15 protein-coding genes and 3 tRNA genes are annotated in these 15,871 nt (G+C 37.9%); 2 read left to right on the top strand and 16 right to left on the bottom strand.

Translation table 11 applies throughout. The features are described 5' to 3' along the window. Window positions 1–21: 21 nt before the first annotated feature. The gene (locus tag ACFSKV_RS05535) at window positions 22–1,596 is read right to left on the bottom strand and encodes a hypothetical protein (RefSeq protein ID WP_380800904.1); all 1,575 of its coding nucleotides are present in this window, start codon (window positions 1,594–1,596) and stop codon (window positions 22–24) included. A gap of 144 nt (window positions 1,597–1,740) precedes the next feature. Between ACFSKV_RS05535 and ACFSKV_RS05530 the strand changes: the two genes are divergently transcribed. Then, window positions 1,741–2,334 (top strand): hypothetical protein, encoded by a 594-nt coding sequence (locus ACFSKV_RS05530; RefSeq protein WP_380800903.1) that lies wholly within the window; start codon window positions 1,741–1,743, stop codon window positions 2,332–2,334. A 1-nt stretch (window position 2,335) separates the two neighbouring features. On the opposite strand, the gene ACFSKV_RS05525 is transcribed toward ACFSKV_RS05530, so the two are convergent. The 9 genes from ACFSKV_RS05525 to ACFSKV_RS05485 all read right to left on the bottom strand — a co-directional run bounded on the left by ACFSKV_RS05525 (window position 2,336) and on the right by ACFSKV_RS05485 (window position 8,678). Beyond that, window positions 2,336–2,896, bottom strand: a complete 561-nt coding sequence (locus ACFSKV_RS05525; RefSeq protein WP_380800902.1) for a 1-acyl-sn-glycerol-3-phosphate acyltransferase — start codon at window positions 2,894–2,896, stop codon at window positions 2,336–2,338. After that, window positions 2,893–3,693 (bottom strand): patatin-like phospholipase family protein, encoded by an 801-nt coding sequence (locus ACFSKV_RS05520; RefSeq protein WP_380800901.1) that lies wholly within the window; start codon window positions 3,691–3,693, stop codon window positions 2,893–2,895. The genes ACFSKV_RS05525 and ACFSKV_RS05520 overlap by 4 nt, the downstream gene beginning before the upstream one ends. After that, window positions 3,683–4,528, bottom strand: coding sequence for an MBL fold metallo-hydrolase (locus ACFSKV_RS05515; protein ID WP_380800900.1), 846 nt, complete (start codon window positions 4,526–4,528; stop codon window positions 3,683–3,685). The genes ACFSKV_RS05520 and ACFSKV_RS05515 overlap by 11 nt, the downstream gene beginning before the upstream one ends. Window positions 4,529–4,612: 84 nt before the next feature. Beyond that, window positions 4,613–5,560: an acetyl-CoA carboxylase carboxyltransferase subunit alpha gene (locus ACFSKV_RS05510; RefSeq protein WP_380800899.1), complete on the bottom strand. Its 948-nt coding sequence runs from the start codon at window positions 5,558–5,560 to the stop codon at window positions 4,613–4,615. 127 nt (window positions 5,561–5,687) lie between these two features. Continuing rightward, a tRNA-Asp gene (locus ACFSKV_RS05505) sits at window positions 5,688–5,761 on the bottom strand. 50 nt (window positions 5,762–5,811) lie between these two features. After that, a tRNA-Asp gene (locus tag ACFSKV_RS05500) sits at window positions 5,812–5,885 on the bottom strand. An 81-nt stretch (window positions 5,886–5,966) separates the two neighbouring features. Beyond that, window positions 5,967–6,039 (bottom strand) — tRNA-Thr (locus tag ACFSKV_RS05495). Between the two features lie 125 nt (window positions 6,040–6,164). Then, complete coding sequence (locus ACFSKV_RS05490) at window positions 6,165–8,057, bottom strand: DUF349 domain-containing protein (protein WP_380800898.1); 1,893 nt, start codon at window positions 8,055–8,057, stop codon at window positions 6,165–6,167. 51 nt (window positions 8,058–8,108) lie between these two features. Next, window positions 8,109–8,678, bottom strand: coding sequence for a YqgE/AlgH family protein (locus ACFSKV_RS05485; RefSeq protein ID WP_380800897.1), 570 nt, complete (start codon window positions 8,676–8,678; stop codon window positions 8,109–8,111). Window positions 8,679–8,766: 88 nt separating this feature from the next. On the opposite strand from ACFSKV_RS05485, the gene pdxH reads away from it, so the two are divergent. Beyond that, complete coding sequence (pdxH, locus tag ACFSKV_RS05480; protein ID WP_380800896.1) at window positions 8,767–9,402, top strand: pyridoxamine 5'-phosphate oxidase; 636 nt, start codon at window positions 8,767–8,769, stop codon at window positions 9,400–9,402. 22 nt (window positions 9,403–9,424) lie between these two features. On the opposite strand, the gene bshB1 is transcribed toward pdxH, so the two are convergent. The 6 genes from bshB1 to rpsO form a co-directional block, all read right to left on the bottom strand. After that, entirely contained in the window at window positions 9,425–10,141 is a 717-nt protein-coding gene (bshB1, locus tag ACFSKV_RS05475) for a bacillithiol biosynthesis deacetylase BshB1 (protein ID WP_380800894.1), read from the bottom strand. Window positions 10,142–10,158: 17 nt separating this feature from the next. Then, window positions 10,159–11,205 (bottom strand): peptidoglycan DD-metalloendopeptidase family protein, encoded by a 1,047-nt coding sequence (locus ACFSKV_RS05470; protein WP_380800893.1) that lies wholly within the window; start codon window positions 11,203–11,205, stop codon window positions 10,159–10,161. Window positions 11,206–11,214: 9 nt separating this feature from the next. Then, window positions 11,215–12,159 carry a thioredoxin-disulfide reductase gene (gene trxB, locus ACFSKV_RS05465; RefSeq protein WP_380800892.1) on the bottom strand — a complete coding sequence of 315 codons (945 nt, stop codon included), beginning with the start codon at window positions 12,157–12,159 and terminating at the stop codon, window positions 11,215–11,217. Window positions 12,160–12,362: 203 nt separating this feature from the next. Next, window positions 12,363–13,226, bottom strand: a complete 864-nt coding sequence (locus ACFSKV_RS05460; protein WP_123950788.1) for a sigma-70 family RNA polymerase sigma factor — start codon at window positions 13,224–13,226, stop codon at window positions 12,363–12,365. An 84-nt stretch (window positions 13,227–13,310) separates the two neighbouring features. Next, window positions 13,311–15,452 (bottom strand): polyribonucleotide nucleotidyltransferase, encoded by a 2,142-nt coding sequence (pnp, locus tag ACFSKV_RS05455; protein WP_380800891.1) that lies wholly within the window; start codon window positions 15,450–15,452, stop codon window positions 13,311–13,313. A gap of 109 nt (window positions 15,453–15,561) precedes the next feature. Further along, on the bottom strand, window positions 15,562–15,837 hold the full coding sequence (rpsO, locus tag ACFSKV_RS05450; RefSeq protein WP_380800890.1) for a 30S ribosomal protein S15: 276 nt from the start codon (window positions 15,835–15,837) through the stop codon (window positions 15,562–15,564). Window positions 15,838–15,871: the final 34 nt, after the last annotated feature.

Below are 15,871 nucleotides of genomic sequence, written 5' to 3'. Positions count from 1 at the left end.
AAAGGTTTTTTTGGTTTTGCATTATTTTTTCTCAATATCATTATTCAAATCCTTAAGTATTTTCATCACTTCCCCATGTATCGCAGGGGCAGTTTCAGGTCCTAATGAATTGATCTCACCATATGGTCTTTCGGTTCTACCATAACTGAAAGGTGCCTTTTCGTCCCATTGGCTTTTTGGAACGATATATCCTATCATATCATTGGACATCCCATTGAAAAACTTATAGCTTCCTGTCATTTGCGTTCTTATTGCTGGAAATTCCACAGGCTCCATTTTGAAATCTGCACCATCAGGATTCTCAATACCACCGTTCAAAATTTCAGGATAAAGTTCTCCCGGAACATGTACAAAAGAAGCCGGACCTAATCTCCAGGCTGATACTTCAGACCTGATTTTTCCCCACCGGACAAATCCTCTGTCAAAAATACCCATCCATGCTCCTAACCTGAATAAGGTATTGTCAAGGGATAATTCAATACTTCTTGCACTTAAACCAAAATCAGCATTATCTATGTCAATAATATCATCAGACTTAAGTTTTTCAAGTGTGATTTTGGCCAAAGACATCCCTTGTGCATCAATTTTCGCAATACCAGGTTCTTGATAGGCTTCCTGTGAATAGGGATGATAAATAGGTATACTGGGATGAGTTGTCATCAAACCACCCAAGGCTCCGTTCATAAAAATAGCTGTCCCCCCTATGCCTTCCATTACAATAGAATCTCCCCTCATAATACCTTCTTCTACATATTTCCTATAGAAATGGGGAAAATCAGAACTGATTATGGTATTTCTTGACCATAAGGTTTCAGGATGGTTACCCCAATTTAAAATAATACCAAGCGTCCTATCCTCCTTTACACTTAAGACCTGCATAAAATTAAGTCCAGCGTCAAGTACCTGGGGATCCCTAGTATCACCTACCAAGGACAAGGCAGCATGGTCTTCTTTGCCGAACCTGAAATACGCAGGTTCCAAATGCTTTACAGCATTTTCCACGGATTGGAGTATGCCTTTTTTAACAAATTCCAAATAATCTTTATTTACTCCATTTGTAAACTCATTTGGACCATACATCCCCATCAAATCCGGAGAAGAATGGACATGTGTACTGGAAATGATGAGGTAATCAATTTCCAAGGAGGGATCTAGCCTTTTTCTTACCGAAATCACCTCATCATTTCCAAAACTGATCATATCAATCACGCAAATTGCCAATCTAAAGTCTCCATTATCCAATACCATTGTCCTGGCCCACAAGGGATCATTTATGTCGGATGCCGGTCTGTTTTGATGAAAACCAGCCAACCAGATAGGATCAAATTTTCCATTCCCATTGAGGTCATTATAGGTGTCTCCATCTTTTTCCTGAAATCGGGCATCTCCATTGGCATCATTCCAAGTATCAAAACCCAAAGGGCTAATATCAACTTTACCAAACCCGGAGTTTATTGAGGAGGATACCTGTGATTTGTATGAAATAGCCAAGTCATAACCTTTATGTCTATCCCTAAACTGATAAAAGGTGAAGGCCAGGAATAAAATCAAAAGAAATAAAAAAAATCCAATACTGACTTTCAGCCATTTTTTCATAAATAATTAGGTATGAATAGTTAAGCACCAATTTAATCAATTATATTTCATGAGAAAATCAAAATTTATTTCAAGAGGTTTAAAAAAAATGATGAAACAAGGCAGAATGGAAATCGTTCAAATAAAGTGGGGTATTAAAAACACATGAAGTCAGTATTCAATATTTTATTCTTGAGCCTTGCCTTACTTTTTTCCTGTATTGACAGCAAGGATCCTATTCCAAAAGGAAGTCAATTTTTGGTCAATACTGACTTTTCTGCCAGTCCAAACTCTATTTCTCCATGGGGCGCAGTACAGGCTCCAGGTTTTAATCTTGGGATCAGCCAGGAAGTATTCAGATCAGGCTTTCAGTCGGTTTTTATAGAAAATCTGGATAGTCTGAATGAAAATACGGGCACTTGGAGGCAAAGCTACAATGGAGCCTTGCCCAGGGAAGGAAGAAGCTTAAAATTGAAGGCTTACATAAAAGGAGAAGACATTACCCTGAGAGGACCTGGTAGTAATGTATATATATCTATGAGAGCATTTCCAGTTGAAGATAGCAATGGATCAACTACAGGAAGGTTTGTTACTTCACAAAACAGAACTTTGGTTAGCGGAACATTTGATTGGGAACCACTTGAAATTACGCTGCCAAGGTTACCTGAACAGGTTGATTTTCTCATGGTTTATCTGGTAATGGGACCAAGGGCAACAGGTAAGGTATATTTTGATGACGTAACACTTACTGTTGAATAAATTATCGGATTCCTTTTTCAGGGTATTTAGCAGTAACAGTCCTTCCAAAAGCCATCATTTCTTCAATCTGATCCTGCATGTTCCCATCGGGATAAATTACAGGTCCTATACCGGCTTCTTTTTTCTTATAGTCTAAATATCCTATTACTACAGGAACATTTGCACCTAATGCAATATGGTAAAACCCTGTTTTCCATTTAGGGGCATAACTTCGGGTACCTTCAGGAGTAACCATAATTACCAATTCATCGGTATCTTTTAGCATATTGATCATTGCCTCTGTGTAGGTTTGTTTTCTCCCGCCAGGTATCCTTTTTCTGTCTATGGCGATTCCACCCAAACCTTTGATCAACCAACCTAAAGGCCCAACCATAACTTCTTTTTTAATGGTGAATTTCACAGGGATATCCATCAGGTAAAATGCAGCCCTGGCATACAGTAAATCCCAGTTACTGGTATGTGGAATGGCAATCAAAACCGCTTTTTTAAGGTCTTTTGGCCAGCCAACATTCAAGGTCCAGCCACTGATCCAAAAAACAATTCGGGACAGGAATTTCATCATTGTTTTTTCTTTTTAGGTTTTGTTGCAAAATCTAAAATACTTTCATTTTCCTCAATAAAGTGTAAGGCGGTTTCATATCCTGCATTGAATATTTCATCCGACTTTTTAATATCAAACACACCATATTTCGCCAATCCTTTGGGTTCTATAAAGTAATCACATTTATCCTTTCTGCTATAGACATTATAATTCATAGACATGATAACTGTGCGTTCAATCAGGTTTTTAATATTTTTAATATTGTGCTCATCAGGTAAATGATTACAGTTCACCCCGATTACCACATCACAGATGCCATCCAACGGCTCAATGGGGAGATTGTTCAATACCCCGCCATCGATGTAATAATGTTTATCAATCAAAATAGGATCGAACATACCCGGGATACAGGAAGATGCCAACAAGGGCCTTATCAATTTTCCCTCAGAGAAATACACTACTTTCGCCCTCCTTAAATCAGTGGCAGCAATGATAAGTGGTATCTTTAGTGCTTCAAAAGAATCCTCAGGAAAATATTTTACATATAGTTCCTGTACGGTATCCATTTTCAAGATGCCGGTCCATGAAATCGCAGGCTTTAAAAATTTGAAATAATTTGTTTTGACGATAATCTCTAAAATTTGATCAGGACTTAGTCCGGAGGCATAAAGCGCTCCAGCTATAGCCCCGGCACTGCTTCCACTAATCCGGTTGGGAAAAATACCTTTTTGATTAAGTGCTTTCAATACGCCTAAATGCGATATTCCTCTTACTCCTCCTCCTGAAAGGGCAATTCCTATTTTTTTATCAGAGTTCATTTAAAGAAAAAGTTTGATCTAATCTAACACCTTTTTCTGTCATTTTTACTGTACAGCATTCATGAACGGGGTCATGCTCAAGAAAAATAATATAGTTATTCTTTGCAGCTTCTTCCAAAAACTTCTTTTTTTCATCCAAAGTAATCAAAGGTCTGGTATCATAGCCCATCACATACGGTAATGGAATATGCCCGACAGAGGGCAATAAATCTGCAGCAAATACTATTGTATGTCCTTTATAGGAGATTTTTGGTATCATTTGCTTGTCTGTATGACCATCGGCTGTAAAAAAGTCAAATCCTTCAAACAGGCTTCTTTTGTCCAGATCCAAAAACTGCAAATGCCCACTTTCCTGCATGGGCTGTATATTTTCTTTCAAAAAGGAGGCCTTTTCTCTTTCATTTGGCTCAATTGCCCAATGCCAATGGTCCTTATTGCTCCAATAGACCGCATTTGGAAAGGTCAATTCAAGTTTTGTAGTATCATTCTGCTTGTACCTGACTCCCCCACCACAATGATCAAAATGGAAATGGGTAAGGAAATTGTCAGTGATATCTTTTAAAGAAAAACTTTTTTTCTTTATTGATTTTTGTAGGCTATCCTCCCCATGTAGATAGTAATGAGAGAAAAATTTGGCATCCTGCTTATCGCCGATTCCATTGTCCACTAATACCAGCCTATCACCATCTTCCACCAATAAGCAGCGCATGGCCCAGCTGCAAAGGTTATTTTCATCTGCAGGATTTGTTTTTGACCATAGTACTTTAGGCACGATCCCAAACATTGCCCCACCGTCAAGTTTGAAAAAACCTGTATTGATGACGTGTAAATTCATGATTGATCCATTGTAAAAAAAAATCCCATAAAACTTACCTTTATCCTTTAGGATAAGATAAGGTTTATGGGCTATTATCTATTTTTAACCTTCAAAAACACCCATTGAGCAGAATTTGTCTATTCTTTGCTCGATACGCTTTTCAGGTTTTATTTTATCCAATTCTTTTAGAGAATCCAAAATCGTCTGCTTTAAAGTTTTAGCCATGGCTTTCATGTCTTTATGAGCCCCACCTAGTGGTTCTTCAATAATGCCATCAACCAAACCGTTATTTTTCATGTCTGTGGCAGTAAGTTTAAGGGCTTCCGCCGCCTGTTCTTTGTAATCCCAACTTCTCCACAAGATGGATGAACAAGACTCAGGAGAGATAACTGAATACCAGGTATTCTCCAGCATGTAAACCCTATCTCCTATAGCAATCCCCAAAGCACCTCCAGAAGCACCTTCTCCAATAATAATACAGATAACTGGGACTTTCAGCATAAACATCTCTTTCAGATTTCTAGCAATGGCTTCTCCCTGACCTCTTTCTTCAGCCTCAATTCCCGGGAATGCCCCAGGGGTATCAATTAAAGTAACAATGGGTTTGCCAAATTTTTCAGCCATCTTCATCAGCCTCAGCGCTTTTCGGTAGCCTTCAGGGTTAGCCATTCCAAAATTTCTTTCCTGTCTTTGTTTGGTGTTCCTTCCCTTTTGTTGACCAATAAACATTACCGTTCTGCCATCAATATCACCAAGCCCTCCAATCATGGCTTTGTCATCCTTCACTGTACGGTCACCATGTAATTCTATAAAGTCATTGGTGATCTCATAAATATAATCTAAAGCATATGGCCTGTCAGCGTGCCTGGAAAGCTGAACTCTTTGCCATCTGGTTAAATTTTGGAAAGTTTCCTTTTTCAAAGTCTGAATTTTTTCTTCCAAAGACTGAATATCGGTAGTTAAATCTATATTCTTACCTTTTGCCAAATCTTTCATTTCCTGAAGTTTCAGCTCTAAATCAGCAATTGGTTTTTCGAATTCTAGTAGCATACTTAGGTTTTTTGACTAAGGCAAAGATAAAAATATTATTTCGAAGAAAAATTTTAAAATCGAGCTTATTGAAATTTTATGCTTCTATTAAGGAATAAAAAAACCTCAACTTTTGACTGAGGTTTTGCGGAATGGACGGGACTCGAACCCGCGACCTCCTGCGTGACAGGCAGGCATTCTAACCAGCTGAACTACCACTCCAAGATAAATAATAAATAACATCAATGAATTATCACTTTCGATAAAACTTGCGGAATGGACGGGACTCGAACCCGCGACCTCCTGCGTGACAGGCAGGCATTCTAACCAGCTGAACTACCACTCCTAATGTAATTTTCAATTAATCTACTTTTACTTCTAGGCAGAAACAAAAAGTCTCTAAGTTGTAAAACCAGAAATCAAAAAGAGCCCCCTGCCGGGATCGAACCAGCGACCTACTGATTACAAGTCAGTTGCTCTACCAGCTGAGCTAAGGAGGCATTAAATACTATTTTCAGCACTTTGACCTAAATAGTGGTGCAAATATATAGGGATAGTGCAATGCTGCAAAAGGTTTTTAAAAAAAAATAAGGGAATATTTACTATTCCCTTATCTATGAGTGAATTAAAATTCCCTGAGTATGTTAAGTTTCTTCTTTAACTTGTCGATTTCCTTTTCAGCCTTCAAAATTTTCTCATCAAATTGATCTTTCAATTTATCAGCAGTCTTGGAAGAAGCAAAGAATTCCAGGTTATTTTTCCAGAGCGTGATATTGTTTTCAAGATCTGCAATCTGCTTTCTGATACCGTGCTCTTTTTTATTCAATACCCTATTGCTATTTGGATCAGCCTGTATCTTATTCAGATTCAGCCTAAACAAGAATTCATCCTTCTCCCCTCCTTCTATACCTAGTTTTTTTACATAACTATCAACAGCATCATTGAATTTGGCGATAATTTCCTTCATATTCCTTCGGGGTACAAATCCAATGGAATTGAATTCAAGGATAAACTTCTCCAAACTTTCCTCGGACAAACCCTTAGCCTCAGAAATTTCCTGAAGAATGGTTTGACAGAGTTCTTCCTTCTTTTGTAAGTTTTGTTCAAACTCTTTATTTACCTGTTTATTTGCATTTCTCCTGTTTTCGAAGAAAGTGTCACATGCATGTTTGAACTTAGCGTAAAGTTCATCCCTTACCTTCTCAGGGGTTGGACCAAGCTTTTTCCACTCTTGTTGTAAACTGATCAGCTTATTTGCGGTTTCTTGCCAATCGGTATGATCCATCATTTCTTCTGCTTTGGAAATTAATTCCTCCGCTTTGGTTTTGTTAGCTAGCCTTATTTCATCCAACTCTTTGAAGAAAAGGTTTTTATTATGAAAGAACTGTTTAAACAAACTCCAGAATTTCTTGTTAATTTCCTTTCCAAATTCCCGGGGAACAGGGCCGGAAGATTCCCATTCTTTTTGAATGGCCAAAACTTCCTTGGTTTTTAGATTCCAGTCTTTTATTTTGGAAGCCTTAAAATCCTTGTAGGCAGATAATTTATCTATAAGGGCTTCCTTCAGTTCTAAATTTTGCTTAAAGCTTTCCTTTTGCCCTTCATAGAACTCTTTCCTTTTATCATATATGGCATCTGAAGCGGCTTTAAAACGTTGCCAAAGGCCCTCTTGTTCCTCCCGGGGTACAGGACCTATATGCTTAAACTCCTCATGGAGATCATTCAGGGCTTTAATTGCCTCTTTTAAATCCTCAACAGACATTAAAGCTTCTGCCTTTTCACAGATTTCAAGTTTATGTTCTAAATTCTTCTTCCTATCTAGTTCTTTTAGCTCAAAATAAATGCTTCTATTATCATAAAATCTATCCATTAAGGCATTGTAAGATGCCCATAGGTTTCTGTTTTGGGAACTTGGAACCTGACCTATACTTTTCCATTCTGACTGAATCTGCTTAATGGTATTTATACTATGGGTAGTTTCTTCCCCATCCACCAATTCTCTAAGGCGATCCAAAATTTGATTTTTGGCAAAAAGGTTTTTTTCCTTTTGCCTTTCTTGTTCTTTTAAAAAATTGGATTTCTTTTCCCTGTAATCATTGTATAAAGCAAAGAATATCTTATCCTCATCTGAAGTTCTATACTGGAAATCATCCCTTGATCCTCCATTTTTTAAAAACTCTTCGACAGCATCTTCCTTTTCTTTGTTGAAAATTTCATCAAAATGAGCTTTGATATCACTTACCGACGATTCAGTTTTGAGGTAATTACCCAAAGAATTCAATTCCTTTAAAGCAGCAATCAACTGGGATTTAGAAAAATTGGAATAATCAATTTCCTCATGTTCTTCCTCATGATGCCCTTCCTGGGAATCACCTGCATCATCATGAACTTCCGTCTCCTTTTCTTTCTCGGCTGAATTTTGATCGGTAACTTCATTATCTTCAATACCTTCAGCCACTTGATCACCTTGGGCCTTGGTCACCTTGTCCTCTTCCGACATTTCCTTATCCTTATCCATAATTATTCAGTACTTATTAAGAGCTAACCAAACAAAAGTAATAAATAGTATTTAATTTAATCTTGGGTCAATTGGATAATTTGCCATTTGTTTGTATTCACCACCCATATTTTTCAAAATGATTCTCCATAATTCCTCAGGTGAGGAGAAAAAAACACTGTCAGAATCCAATGTGTTGCAGACAATCCAGGTTTTTTCTTCAAGCTCATCATTCAACTGACCTTGAGCCCATCCTGAATATCCAATAAAAAACCGAATGGTATTTTCTTTAATTTTTCCAAGTTTTAAAAGTGATAAAAGTTCATCAAAATTTCCTCCCCACCAAATATCATTTCCCAGCTGAATACTAGATTCAAATAATTGCTCTCCGCAATAAATAAAGTGAAGCGTATTCTGCTCTACGGGCCCCCCAACATAAACATCACAATTTAAGGGTTCCACATCATCAATAATTTCATTGAGTTTTAAAATGGAAAGTTTATTCAGGACCAATCCAAAAGACCCATTTTCATTATTTTCACATATTAATACAACGGAACGGACAAAATTCTCATCCTGCAAAAAAGGCTCTGAAATCAAAAGGTTTCCAGGCTTAGGAGAAATATGGTTATCATTACTCATAAAAACAAAGTATTCTTACCGCTTAATTTATATCTAAATTTTTTAAATGCAATAAGTATCATAATTTTATGATAAAAAGATTAAAGCAATGAAAATTTCGGACATAAGAATTGATTATTCTTTAAAATCCCTGGACGTTTCTGATGTACTGAATTCCCCTATAGATCAATTCAAAATATGGTTTCAGGAAGCTTTAGATGCTAAGGTTCTGGAGGTCAATGCCATGTGTTTGGCCACAATCAATAAAAATGGACAACCAAATGCAAGAATCGTATTACTGAAAGGTGTGGATTCCGGGTTTCTATTTTTCACCAACTACAACAGTACCAAAGGGCAGGAATTAGCCGATAACCCTTATGTGGCAGCCACTTTCTATTGGGCTGAGCTTGAAAGACAGGTTCGGATTTTCGGAAAAGTTGAGAAAGTAACAGAAAACGAATCTGATGAGTATTTCTTTTCCAGACCTTATTCAAGTCAAATTGGTGCTTGGGTATCTCCTCAAAGTCAGCCCATCAAAAACAGGGAATTCCTGGTAGAAAGAGAAAACAAACTTCAAGAACAATTTTCTCCAGAAACCATTAAAAGACCCGAAAACTGGGGAGGATATAGAATTTTGGTAAACGAAATGGAGTTCTGGCAAGGAAGGCCAAGCAGACTCCATGACAGGATCCATTATTCTTTGGATGAAACCAATACTTGGAAAATAGTTAGATTAGCACCCTAAATAAAAATCCTTGGAAGGATTTTTATTTGAGTGAAAATAAATTTTCAACCCCTATCATTCTTTCCACGGTGAAGCCTTCCCCATACTTCACCATAATACTATGACCCATTTCTTTTGCCCTTGCCTCTATAAATTCCAAAAAGCCTGCTGAAGAAATAAAACTTTCGGGCTCTTTGTTACTGGGATCGTAAAATTGGGATTTAAAAGCCCTAATACTTTCAATCTTTGTTTCCCAATAAGGTGTAATGTCAACCACAAAATCGGGCTTGATATAATTGTTTTGTATATAGTGATAAACGAACTTAGGACGCCAGGCTTCCTGCATTTGACCATTCAAATTTGTTTCAATTTTTCGAAGACCACTCATAAAACAGGCATGAGATGCTAATGATCCTCCTTTCCCATGGTCAGGATGGCGGTCCGTCACTGCATTTGCCAGAACGATTTCAGGCCTGTATTTTCTAATAATTTTTATTATTTCCAATTGATGAGCTTCATCATCTCTGAAATAAATATCCTTCAAACCCAGATTTTCTCTAATGGATAATCCTAGGATTTTGGAGGCGTCTGCTGATTCAGCCATACGGATTTCAGGAGTACCCCTGGTTCCCATTTCACCTTTTGTCAGGTCAAGAATTCCAACTTTATAACCTTGGGCAATATGTGCGGCAATAGTCCCAGAGCAGGCTAATTCTGCATCATCAGGATGTGCAGCAATTACCAAAATATCAAGTTTCATGTTCAAATAAATTATGGTTATCGAATCCTTAGTCTTTGACCAACTCTCAAAACAGTCGAAGTGGATATGTTGTTCAATCTGGTCAAGGTACTCACCCTAACCCCATACCTTCTGGCAATTACGCTTAGGTTCTCCCCACTCCTCACCCTATGATAAACCGATTCCTGGGTTTTGGTCACATGGTCAAAACTTGCTGAAGTTATCATATAAATATCAGATTTGAGCCTTCCTACGTTAAAATCATACAATTCAGTAGGATTGATAGAAAGGCCCTGATACCGAACTTCAAAGTGTAAGTGTGGACCTGTACTTCTTCCCGTACTTCCGCCCAATCCCAGTACATCCCCTGCTTTGACTTCCTGCCCAACATCAACCAAAATCTTGGACAAATGGCCATATAATGTTTCCAGTCCGTTTTTATGCCTTACTACCACATAATAACCATATCCTGTCCTATCATAGGATCGAATTCTTACAATTCCATCAAAAGTACTGTAAATAGGATCACCAACTCTTAATTTTAAATCCGTACCATGATGCCATCTATACCTTCTGAAGCCAAACTCCGATGTGATAATGGTTTGATCCAAAGGTAATTTCCAATCAGTACCAAAAAATGTATCATAAAGCTTTACATAGACTGTGTCTTTGAAGTCTTTAGGGTTAAAATCATAAATATTGATTTTTTTGCTGTCCCATGCAGAATAATATTCAAATGCTGTTACCCATATACTGTCAATAAGAATCTGCTCGGATACCTGAACCAATTGGTTTGTGGGTGCCCAAACTAAGGATAAGGTATCTTCCGCTACAATGCTGAGACGTTTTTTAAGGTTTACATAATCTTTGTATAACAAAGAATCCGTTTCTCTAGTGATATCCTGAAGGTATTTTTGAGGATCAAAAAGTCTGAGATCTCTTAGGATTGGATTGGTTGCCGGGGTACCGGGCTGAGTTTGCTCTTTTGGTTTTTTAATAATTCTAGGAAAATTTTGTGCATGGACTCCAAAAGAACCCATGCACAATAAAAACAAAAATAGAAGTCTTATTTCCCTATATTTCATCAGAATAATTTAGACCAATTCCTTAGCAGCCAAATACCTTTCGGCATCCAATGCTGCCATACAACCTGTGCCTGCTGCTGTCACTGCCTGCCTGTATATATGATCCTGAGCATCTCCGCAAGCAAATACCCCTTCAATATTGGTTTTTGTACTTCCTGGTATTGTTTTTATATAGCCATTTTCATCCATATCGATTATACCTTTAAAAATTCCGGTATTCGGTTCATGGCCAATAGCGACAAAGAAACCTGAAATTTTCAACTCTTTCTTTTCCTTGGTTTTATTATTATACACCCTAAGCCCTTCTACTTCATTTTCACCTAAAATTTCATCTGTTTCGGTATTCCAAAGAATTTCAATCTTGGGATTGTTCATTACTCTTTTTTGCATGATCTGGGAAGCCCTCATTTCATCTCTTCTTATTAGCATATAAACTTTCGAACAGATATTTGCCAAATAAGAAGCTTCTTCACAGGCCGTATCCCCTGCCCCAACGATTGCTACATCCTGACCTCTGAAGAAAAATCCATCACACACCGCGCATGCAGAAACACCTTTTCCATTCAACCTTTCTTCACTTTCTATACCTAACCACTTTGCTGATGCACCTGTGGAAATAATTACAGTATCAGCTTGAATTTCAACCTGATCATCAACTATTACTTTGTGGGGTGATACAGAAAAATCAACTTTGGTAACCAGCCCGTAACGTACCTGAGTACCAAATCTTTCTGCCTGTTTCCTGAAATCTTCCATCATTTCCGGGCCCAAAATCCCATCAGGATATCCTGGGTAATTCTCTACATCAGTGGTTATGGTCAACTGACCACCAGGCTGACCACCAGTGTACAATATAGGATTCAAACCTGCGCGTGCTGCATAAATTGCAGCAGTGTAACCTGCAGGCCCCGAACCAATAATCAAAACTTTTACTTGTTCTATTTCAGAAGACATTTGATTGTTTTTTTAGGGTTAGCAAATTATGTTAAAATACTTTTTACAACAAAGATTAACCATGTTAAAATTCCCAAATAATTGATGAGTATTTGAGTCTCTGGAGAATTAGATCTAATCTGGGATTTTTTTGTATTTTTTTCAACACACAAAAAAAGGGGAAAAATCCCCTTTAAAATGTAATCAATGGCACTTAAAAGGAACTATCCTAAATAAGGCTTTAATGTTTTACTTCTGGAAGTATGTCTTAACCTTCTGATTGCCTTCTCTTTAATCTGCCTCACCCTTTCCCTAGTTAAATTGAACTTCTCGCCAATTTCCTCCAAAGTCATAGCATGCTCTCCGTTCAATCCAAAATAAAGCGTAATTACATCTGCCTCCCTAGAGGTTAGTGTTGAAAGTGCTCTTTGTACCTCTTTCCTCAATGAATCTGTCATCAGACCATCATCAGGCTTTTCGTCTCCATCATTTTCCAAAACATCCAAAAGGCTGTTTTCTTCCCCTTGAACAAAAGGAGCATCCATAGAAACGTGACGTCCTGAAATTTTCATGGTATCCACCACTTCTCCTGCAGTCACTTCCAAAACTTCCGCCAACTCTTCCGGAGAAGGTTCTCTTTCAAATTTTTGTTCCAGTTCACTGAAAGTTTTACTGATTTTATTCAAAGATCCAACCCTGTTTAAAGGCAGCCTGACAATTCTTGATTGCTCTGCCAATGCCTGAAGAATTGATTGTCTGATCCACCATACAGCATAAGAGATAAATTTAAAACCTCGTGTTTCATCAAATCTCTGTGCTGCTTTGATAAGACCCAAATTACCTTCATTGATAAGATCCCCCAAAGAAAGACCTTGGTTTTGGTATTGCTTGGCAACAGAAACCACAAACCTGAGGTTCGCCTTTGTGAGTTTTTCCAAAGCCAATTGGTCGCCTTCACGGATTCTTTTTGCCAAAATCACTTCTTCATCTGCTGTAAGTAAATCTACTTTTCCAATTTCCTGAAGATACTTATCCAAAGATTGACTTTCTCTGTTGGTAATCTGTTTGCTAATTTTTAGCTGCCTCATTCGAGAATATTATTTTTCAGTTAGACTCAATTATAACAAAAATAATTTCATTTAAAGTTCAAAGTAAATAATTACTTTAAAAACTTACTCTTTTTTATCTGATTTTTCAGGTTTTGGCAACAAAACCTTTCTTGAAAGCTTAAACTTCCCTGTCTTTTTATCGACATCAATCAGTTTTACCATTATTTCTTCTCCCGGCTCAAGAACACCTTCCATATTTTCCAGCCTTTCCCACTTGATTTCAGAAATATGCAATAATCCATCTTTACCCGGCATAAATTCAACAAACGCACCAAATGGCATAATGTTTTTTACTTTTCCGGTATAGACTTCTCCGATCTCCGGCTGGGCAACGATAGCTCTGATTCTTGCAATAGCTCCGTCCATAGAAACCTGGTTATTGGAGAAAATATTAATCTTACCCATGTTGTCTTTTTCCTCGATCACGATAGTGGCGCCGGTATCTTTTTGAATTTCCTGAATTACTTTGCCACCTGGACCAATAACGGCACCTATCAATTCTTTTGGAATATTCATATTATAAGATCTAGGAGCATGAGGTTTCAAATCAGGCCTTGGCGCATCCAATGTCTTGGTAATTTCATTTAAGATATGGAGCCTACCCTCTTTGGCTTGATACAATGCTTCTTTTACAACACTATAGTCCAATCCTTCCACTTTCAGGTCCATTTGACAGGCTGTAATACCTTTGGAAGTACCTGTCACTTTAAAATCCATATCCCCAAGATGATCTTCATCTCCCAAAATATCAGACAAAATGGAATATTTCTTTGTCTTGGCATCTGAAATCATACCCATAGCAATACCTGTTACAGGAGCCTTGATGGGTACACCGGCGTCCATTAGTGCCAAAGACCCGGCACAGACAGTTGCCATGGATGAGGAGCCATTGGATTCAAGGATATCCGAAACCACCCTAATGGTATATGGGTTTTGATCATCCTTTGGCATCACTTTCTTCAATGCCCTCATGGCCAGATTACCATGTCCTATTTCCCTTCTTCCAGGGCCTCTGTTAGGTTTCACCTCCCCGGTTGAAAAACCAGGGAAATTATAATGGAGGAAAAATTTATTGTACCCGGAAATCATTGCGCCATCAATCATCTGCTCATCGAGCTTAGTACCCAAGGTACAAGTGGTGATGGACTGGGTCTCACCTCTAGTGAATATCGCTGAACCATGGGCAGAGGGTAAATAATCTACCACGGACCAAATCGGCCTGATCTCATCCAATTTCCTTCCGTCAAGCCTTTTTCTTTCGTTAAGAGTAAGGTTTCTAGCTGCTTCCTTGTGAATTTTCGCAAAATATGGACCGATCAAGCTTTCCTCATAAGGATGCTCCTCTCCTAAACTTTCAACAAAGGCATCCTTCACTGCCTTGATCAAATCTGACCGCTCAGATTTGTTGGCAATCAATCTTCCCACAACTTCATAACACTTGTCATAAAGTTCTGAATACATCTTTTCATATAATGCTGGATCAGACTTCTCATGGGTATATTCCCTTTTTAATTCTTTCCCAACAACTTTGGTCAGTTCTTTTTGAACCTGACAATGTCTCTTTATTTCCTCATGTGCAAATTGAAGGGCTTCAACCATTTCATCCTCCGAAATTTCGTTAGCCTCTCCTTCCACCATCAGAATATATTCTTCAGATCCAGCTACAATAAACTCCAAAGATGACAATTCCAGCTGATTTGGAGTAGGATTTATCAACAATTTACCATCAATTTTGGCTACCCTCACCTCGGATATCGGACCATTAAATGGTATATCAGAAACGGCAAGTGCTGCTGAAGCAGCTAAACCTGCAAGGCAATCAGGAAGTACTTCTTCATCAGCAGACATCAAAGTAATGCTGATATTGGTGTCCGCATGGTAATCATCTGGAAAAATAGGTCTGATGGCCCTGTCCACCAATCTACTGATCAATACTTCATAATCTGAAAGCCTTCCTTCTCTTTTCAAAAAACCTCCCGGTATTTTACCGGATGCAGCAAACTTCTCTTGGTAATCCACAGACAAAGGAAGAAAATCAACTCCCTCTCCTGCTTCTTTTTTGGTGACAACAGTGGCCAATAACATGGCCTTTCCCATTCTGACAACTACTGATCCATCAGCTTGTTTAGCTAAAGCACCTGTTTCTATAATGATTTCTCTACCATCCTCTAACTTGATGGATTTTGTGATTAAATTAGGTAACATAAAATTTTGTTAATAATACGTGTAATGAAGTTATAAAAGTAAGGCTTAATATCAGGGGGTATCAAAAAAGTAAGGTTCTCCCTTAGAGAACCTTACATTCAAATGATGATTATTTTCTAATTCCAAGTTCGGCAATTATTGCTCTGTATCTTTCGATGTCATTTTTGACAAGATAGTTTAGCAATCTTCTTCTCTTACCTACCAATTTCATCAAGCTCAATCTTGACGTATGGTCTTTTTTGTTGGATTTTAAATGGTCAGTTAAATGCTGAATTCTGAAAGTAAACAACGCAATCTGAGATTCCGGTGAACCCGTGTCAGTTTCAGATTTTAACCTGCCATGATTTTTGAATAACTCCGCTTTTTTCTCTGAGGTTAAATACATGTCTAGTTAAATTTAATTTAAAACAGCCACAAAG

Source organism: Shivajiella indica (assembly GCF_042683085.1).
Classification (GTDB): Bacteria; Bacteroidota; Bacteroidia; order Cytophagales; family Cyclobacteriaceae; genus Shivajiella; species Shivajiella indica.
The sequence above is the reverse complement of the archived record's forward strand: the minus strand, read 5'-3'. Positions and strand labels throughout refer to the sequence as shown.

Coding starts and splice junctions, on each gene's coding strand:
- ACFSKV_RS05535 (WP_380800904.1), bottom strand. CDS start 1,596: ATGAAAAAATGGCTGAAAGTCAGTATTGGATTTTTTTTATTTCTTTTG.
- ACFSKV_RS05530 (WP_380800903.1), top strand. CDS start 1,741: ATGAAGTCAGTATTCAATATTTTATTCTTGAGCCTTGCCTTACTTTTT.
- ACFSKV_RS05525 (WP_380800902.1), bottom strand. CDS start 2,896: ATGATGAAATTCCTGTCCCGAATTGTTTTTTGGATCAGTGGCTGGACC.
- ACFSKV_RS05520 (WP_380800901.1), bottom strand. CDS start 3,693: ATGAACTCTGATAAAAAAATAGGAATTGCCCTTTCAGGAGGAGGAGTA.
- ACFSKV_RS05515 (WP_380800900.1), bottom strand. CDS start 4,528: ATGAATTTACACGTCATCAATACAGGTTTTTTCAAACTTGACGGTGGG.
- ACFSKV_RS05510 (WP_380800899.1), bottom strand. CDS start 5,560: ATGCTACTAGAATTCGAAAAACCAATTGCTGATTTAGAGCTGAAACTT.
- ACFSKV_RS05490 (WP_380800898.1), bottom strand. CDS start 8,057: ATGGATAAGGATAAGGAAATGTCGGAAGAGGACAAGGTGACCAAGGCC.
- ACFSKV_RS05485 (WP_380800897.1), bottom strand. CDS start 8,678: ATGAGTAATGATAACCATATTTCTCCTAAGCCTGGAAACCTTTTGATT.
- pdxH (WP_380800896.1), top strand. CDS start 8,767: ATGAAAATTTCGGACATAAGAATTGATTATTCTTTAAAATCCCTGGAC.
- bshB1 (WP_380800894.1), bottom strand. CDS start 10,141: ATGAAACTTGATATTTTGGTAATTGCTGCACATCCTGATGATGCAGAA.
- ACFSKV_RS05470 (WP_380800893.1), bottom strand. CDS start 11,205: ATGAAATATAGGGAAATAAGACTTCTATTTTTGTTTTTATTGTGCATG.
- trxB (WP_380800892.1), bottom strand. CDS start 12,159: ATGTCTTCTGAAATAGAACAAGTAAAAGTTTTGATTATTGGTTCGGGG.
- ACFSKV_RS05460 (WP_123950788.1), bottom strand. CDS start 13,226: ATGAGGCAGCTAAAAATTAGCAAACAGATTACCAACAGAGAAAGTCAA.
- pnp (WP_380800891.1), bottom strand. CDS start 15,452: ATGTTACCTAATTTAATCACAAAATCCATCAAGTTAGAGGATGGTAGA.
- rpsO (WP_380800890.1), bottom strand. CDS start 15,837: ATGTATTTAACCTCAGAGAAAAAAGCGGAGTTATTCAAAAATCATGGC.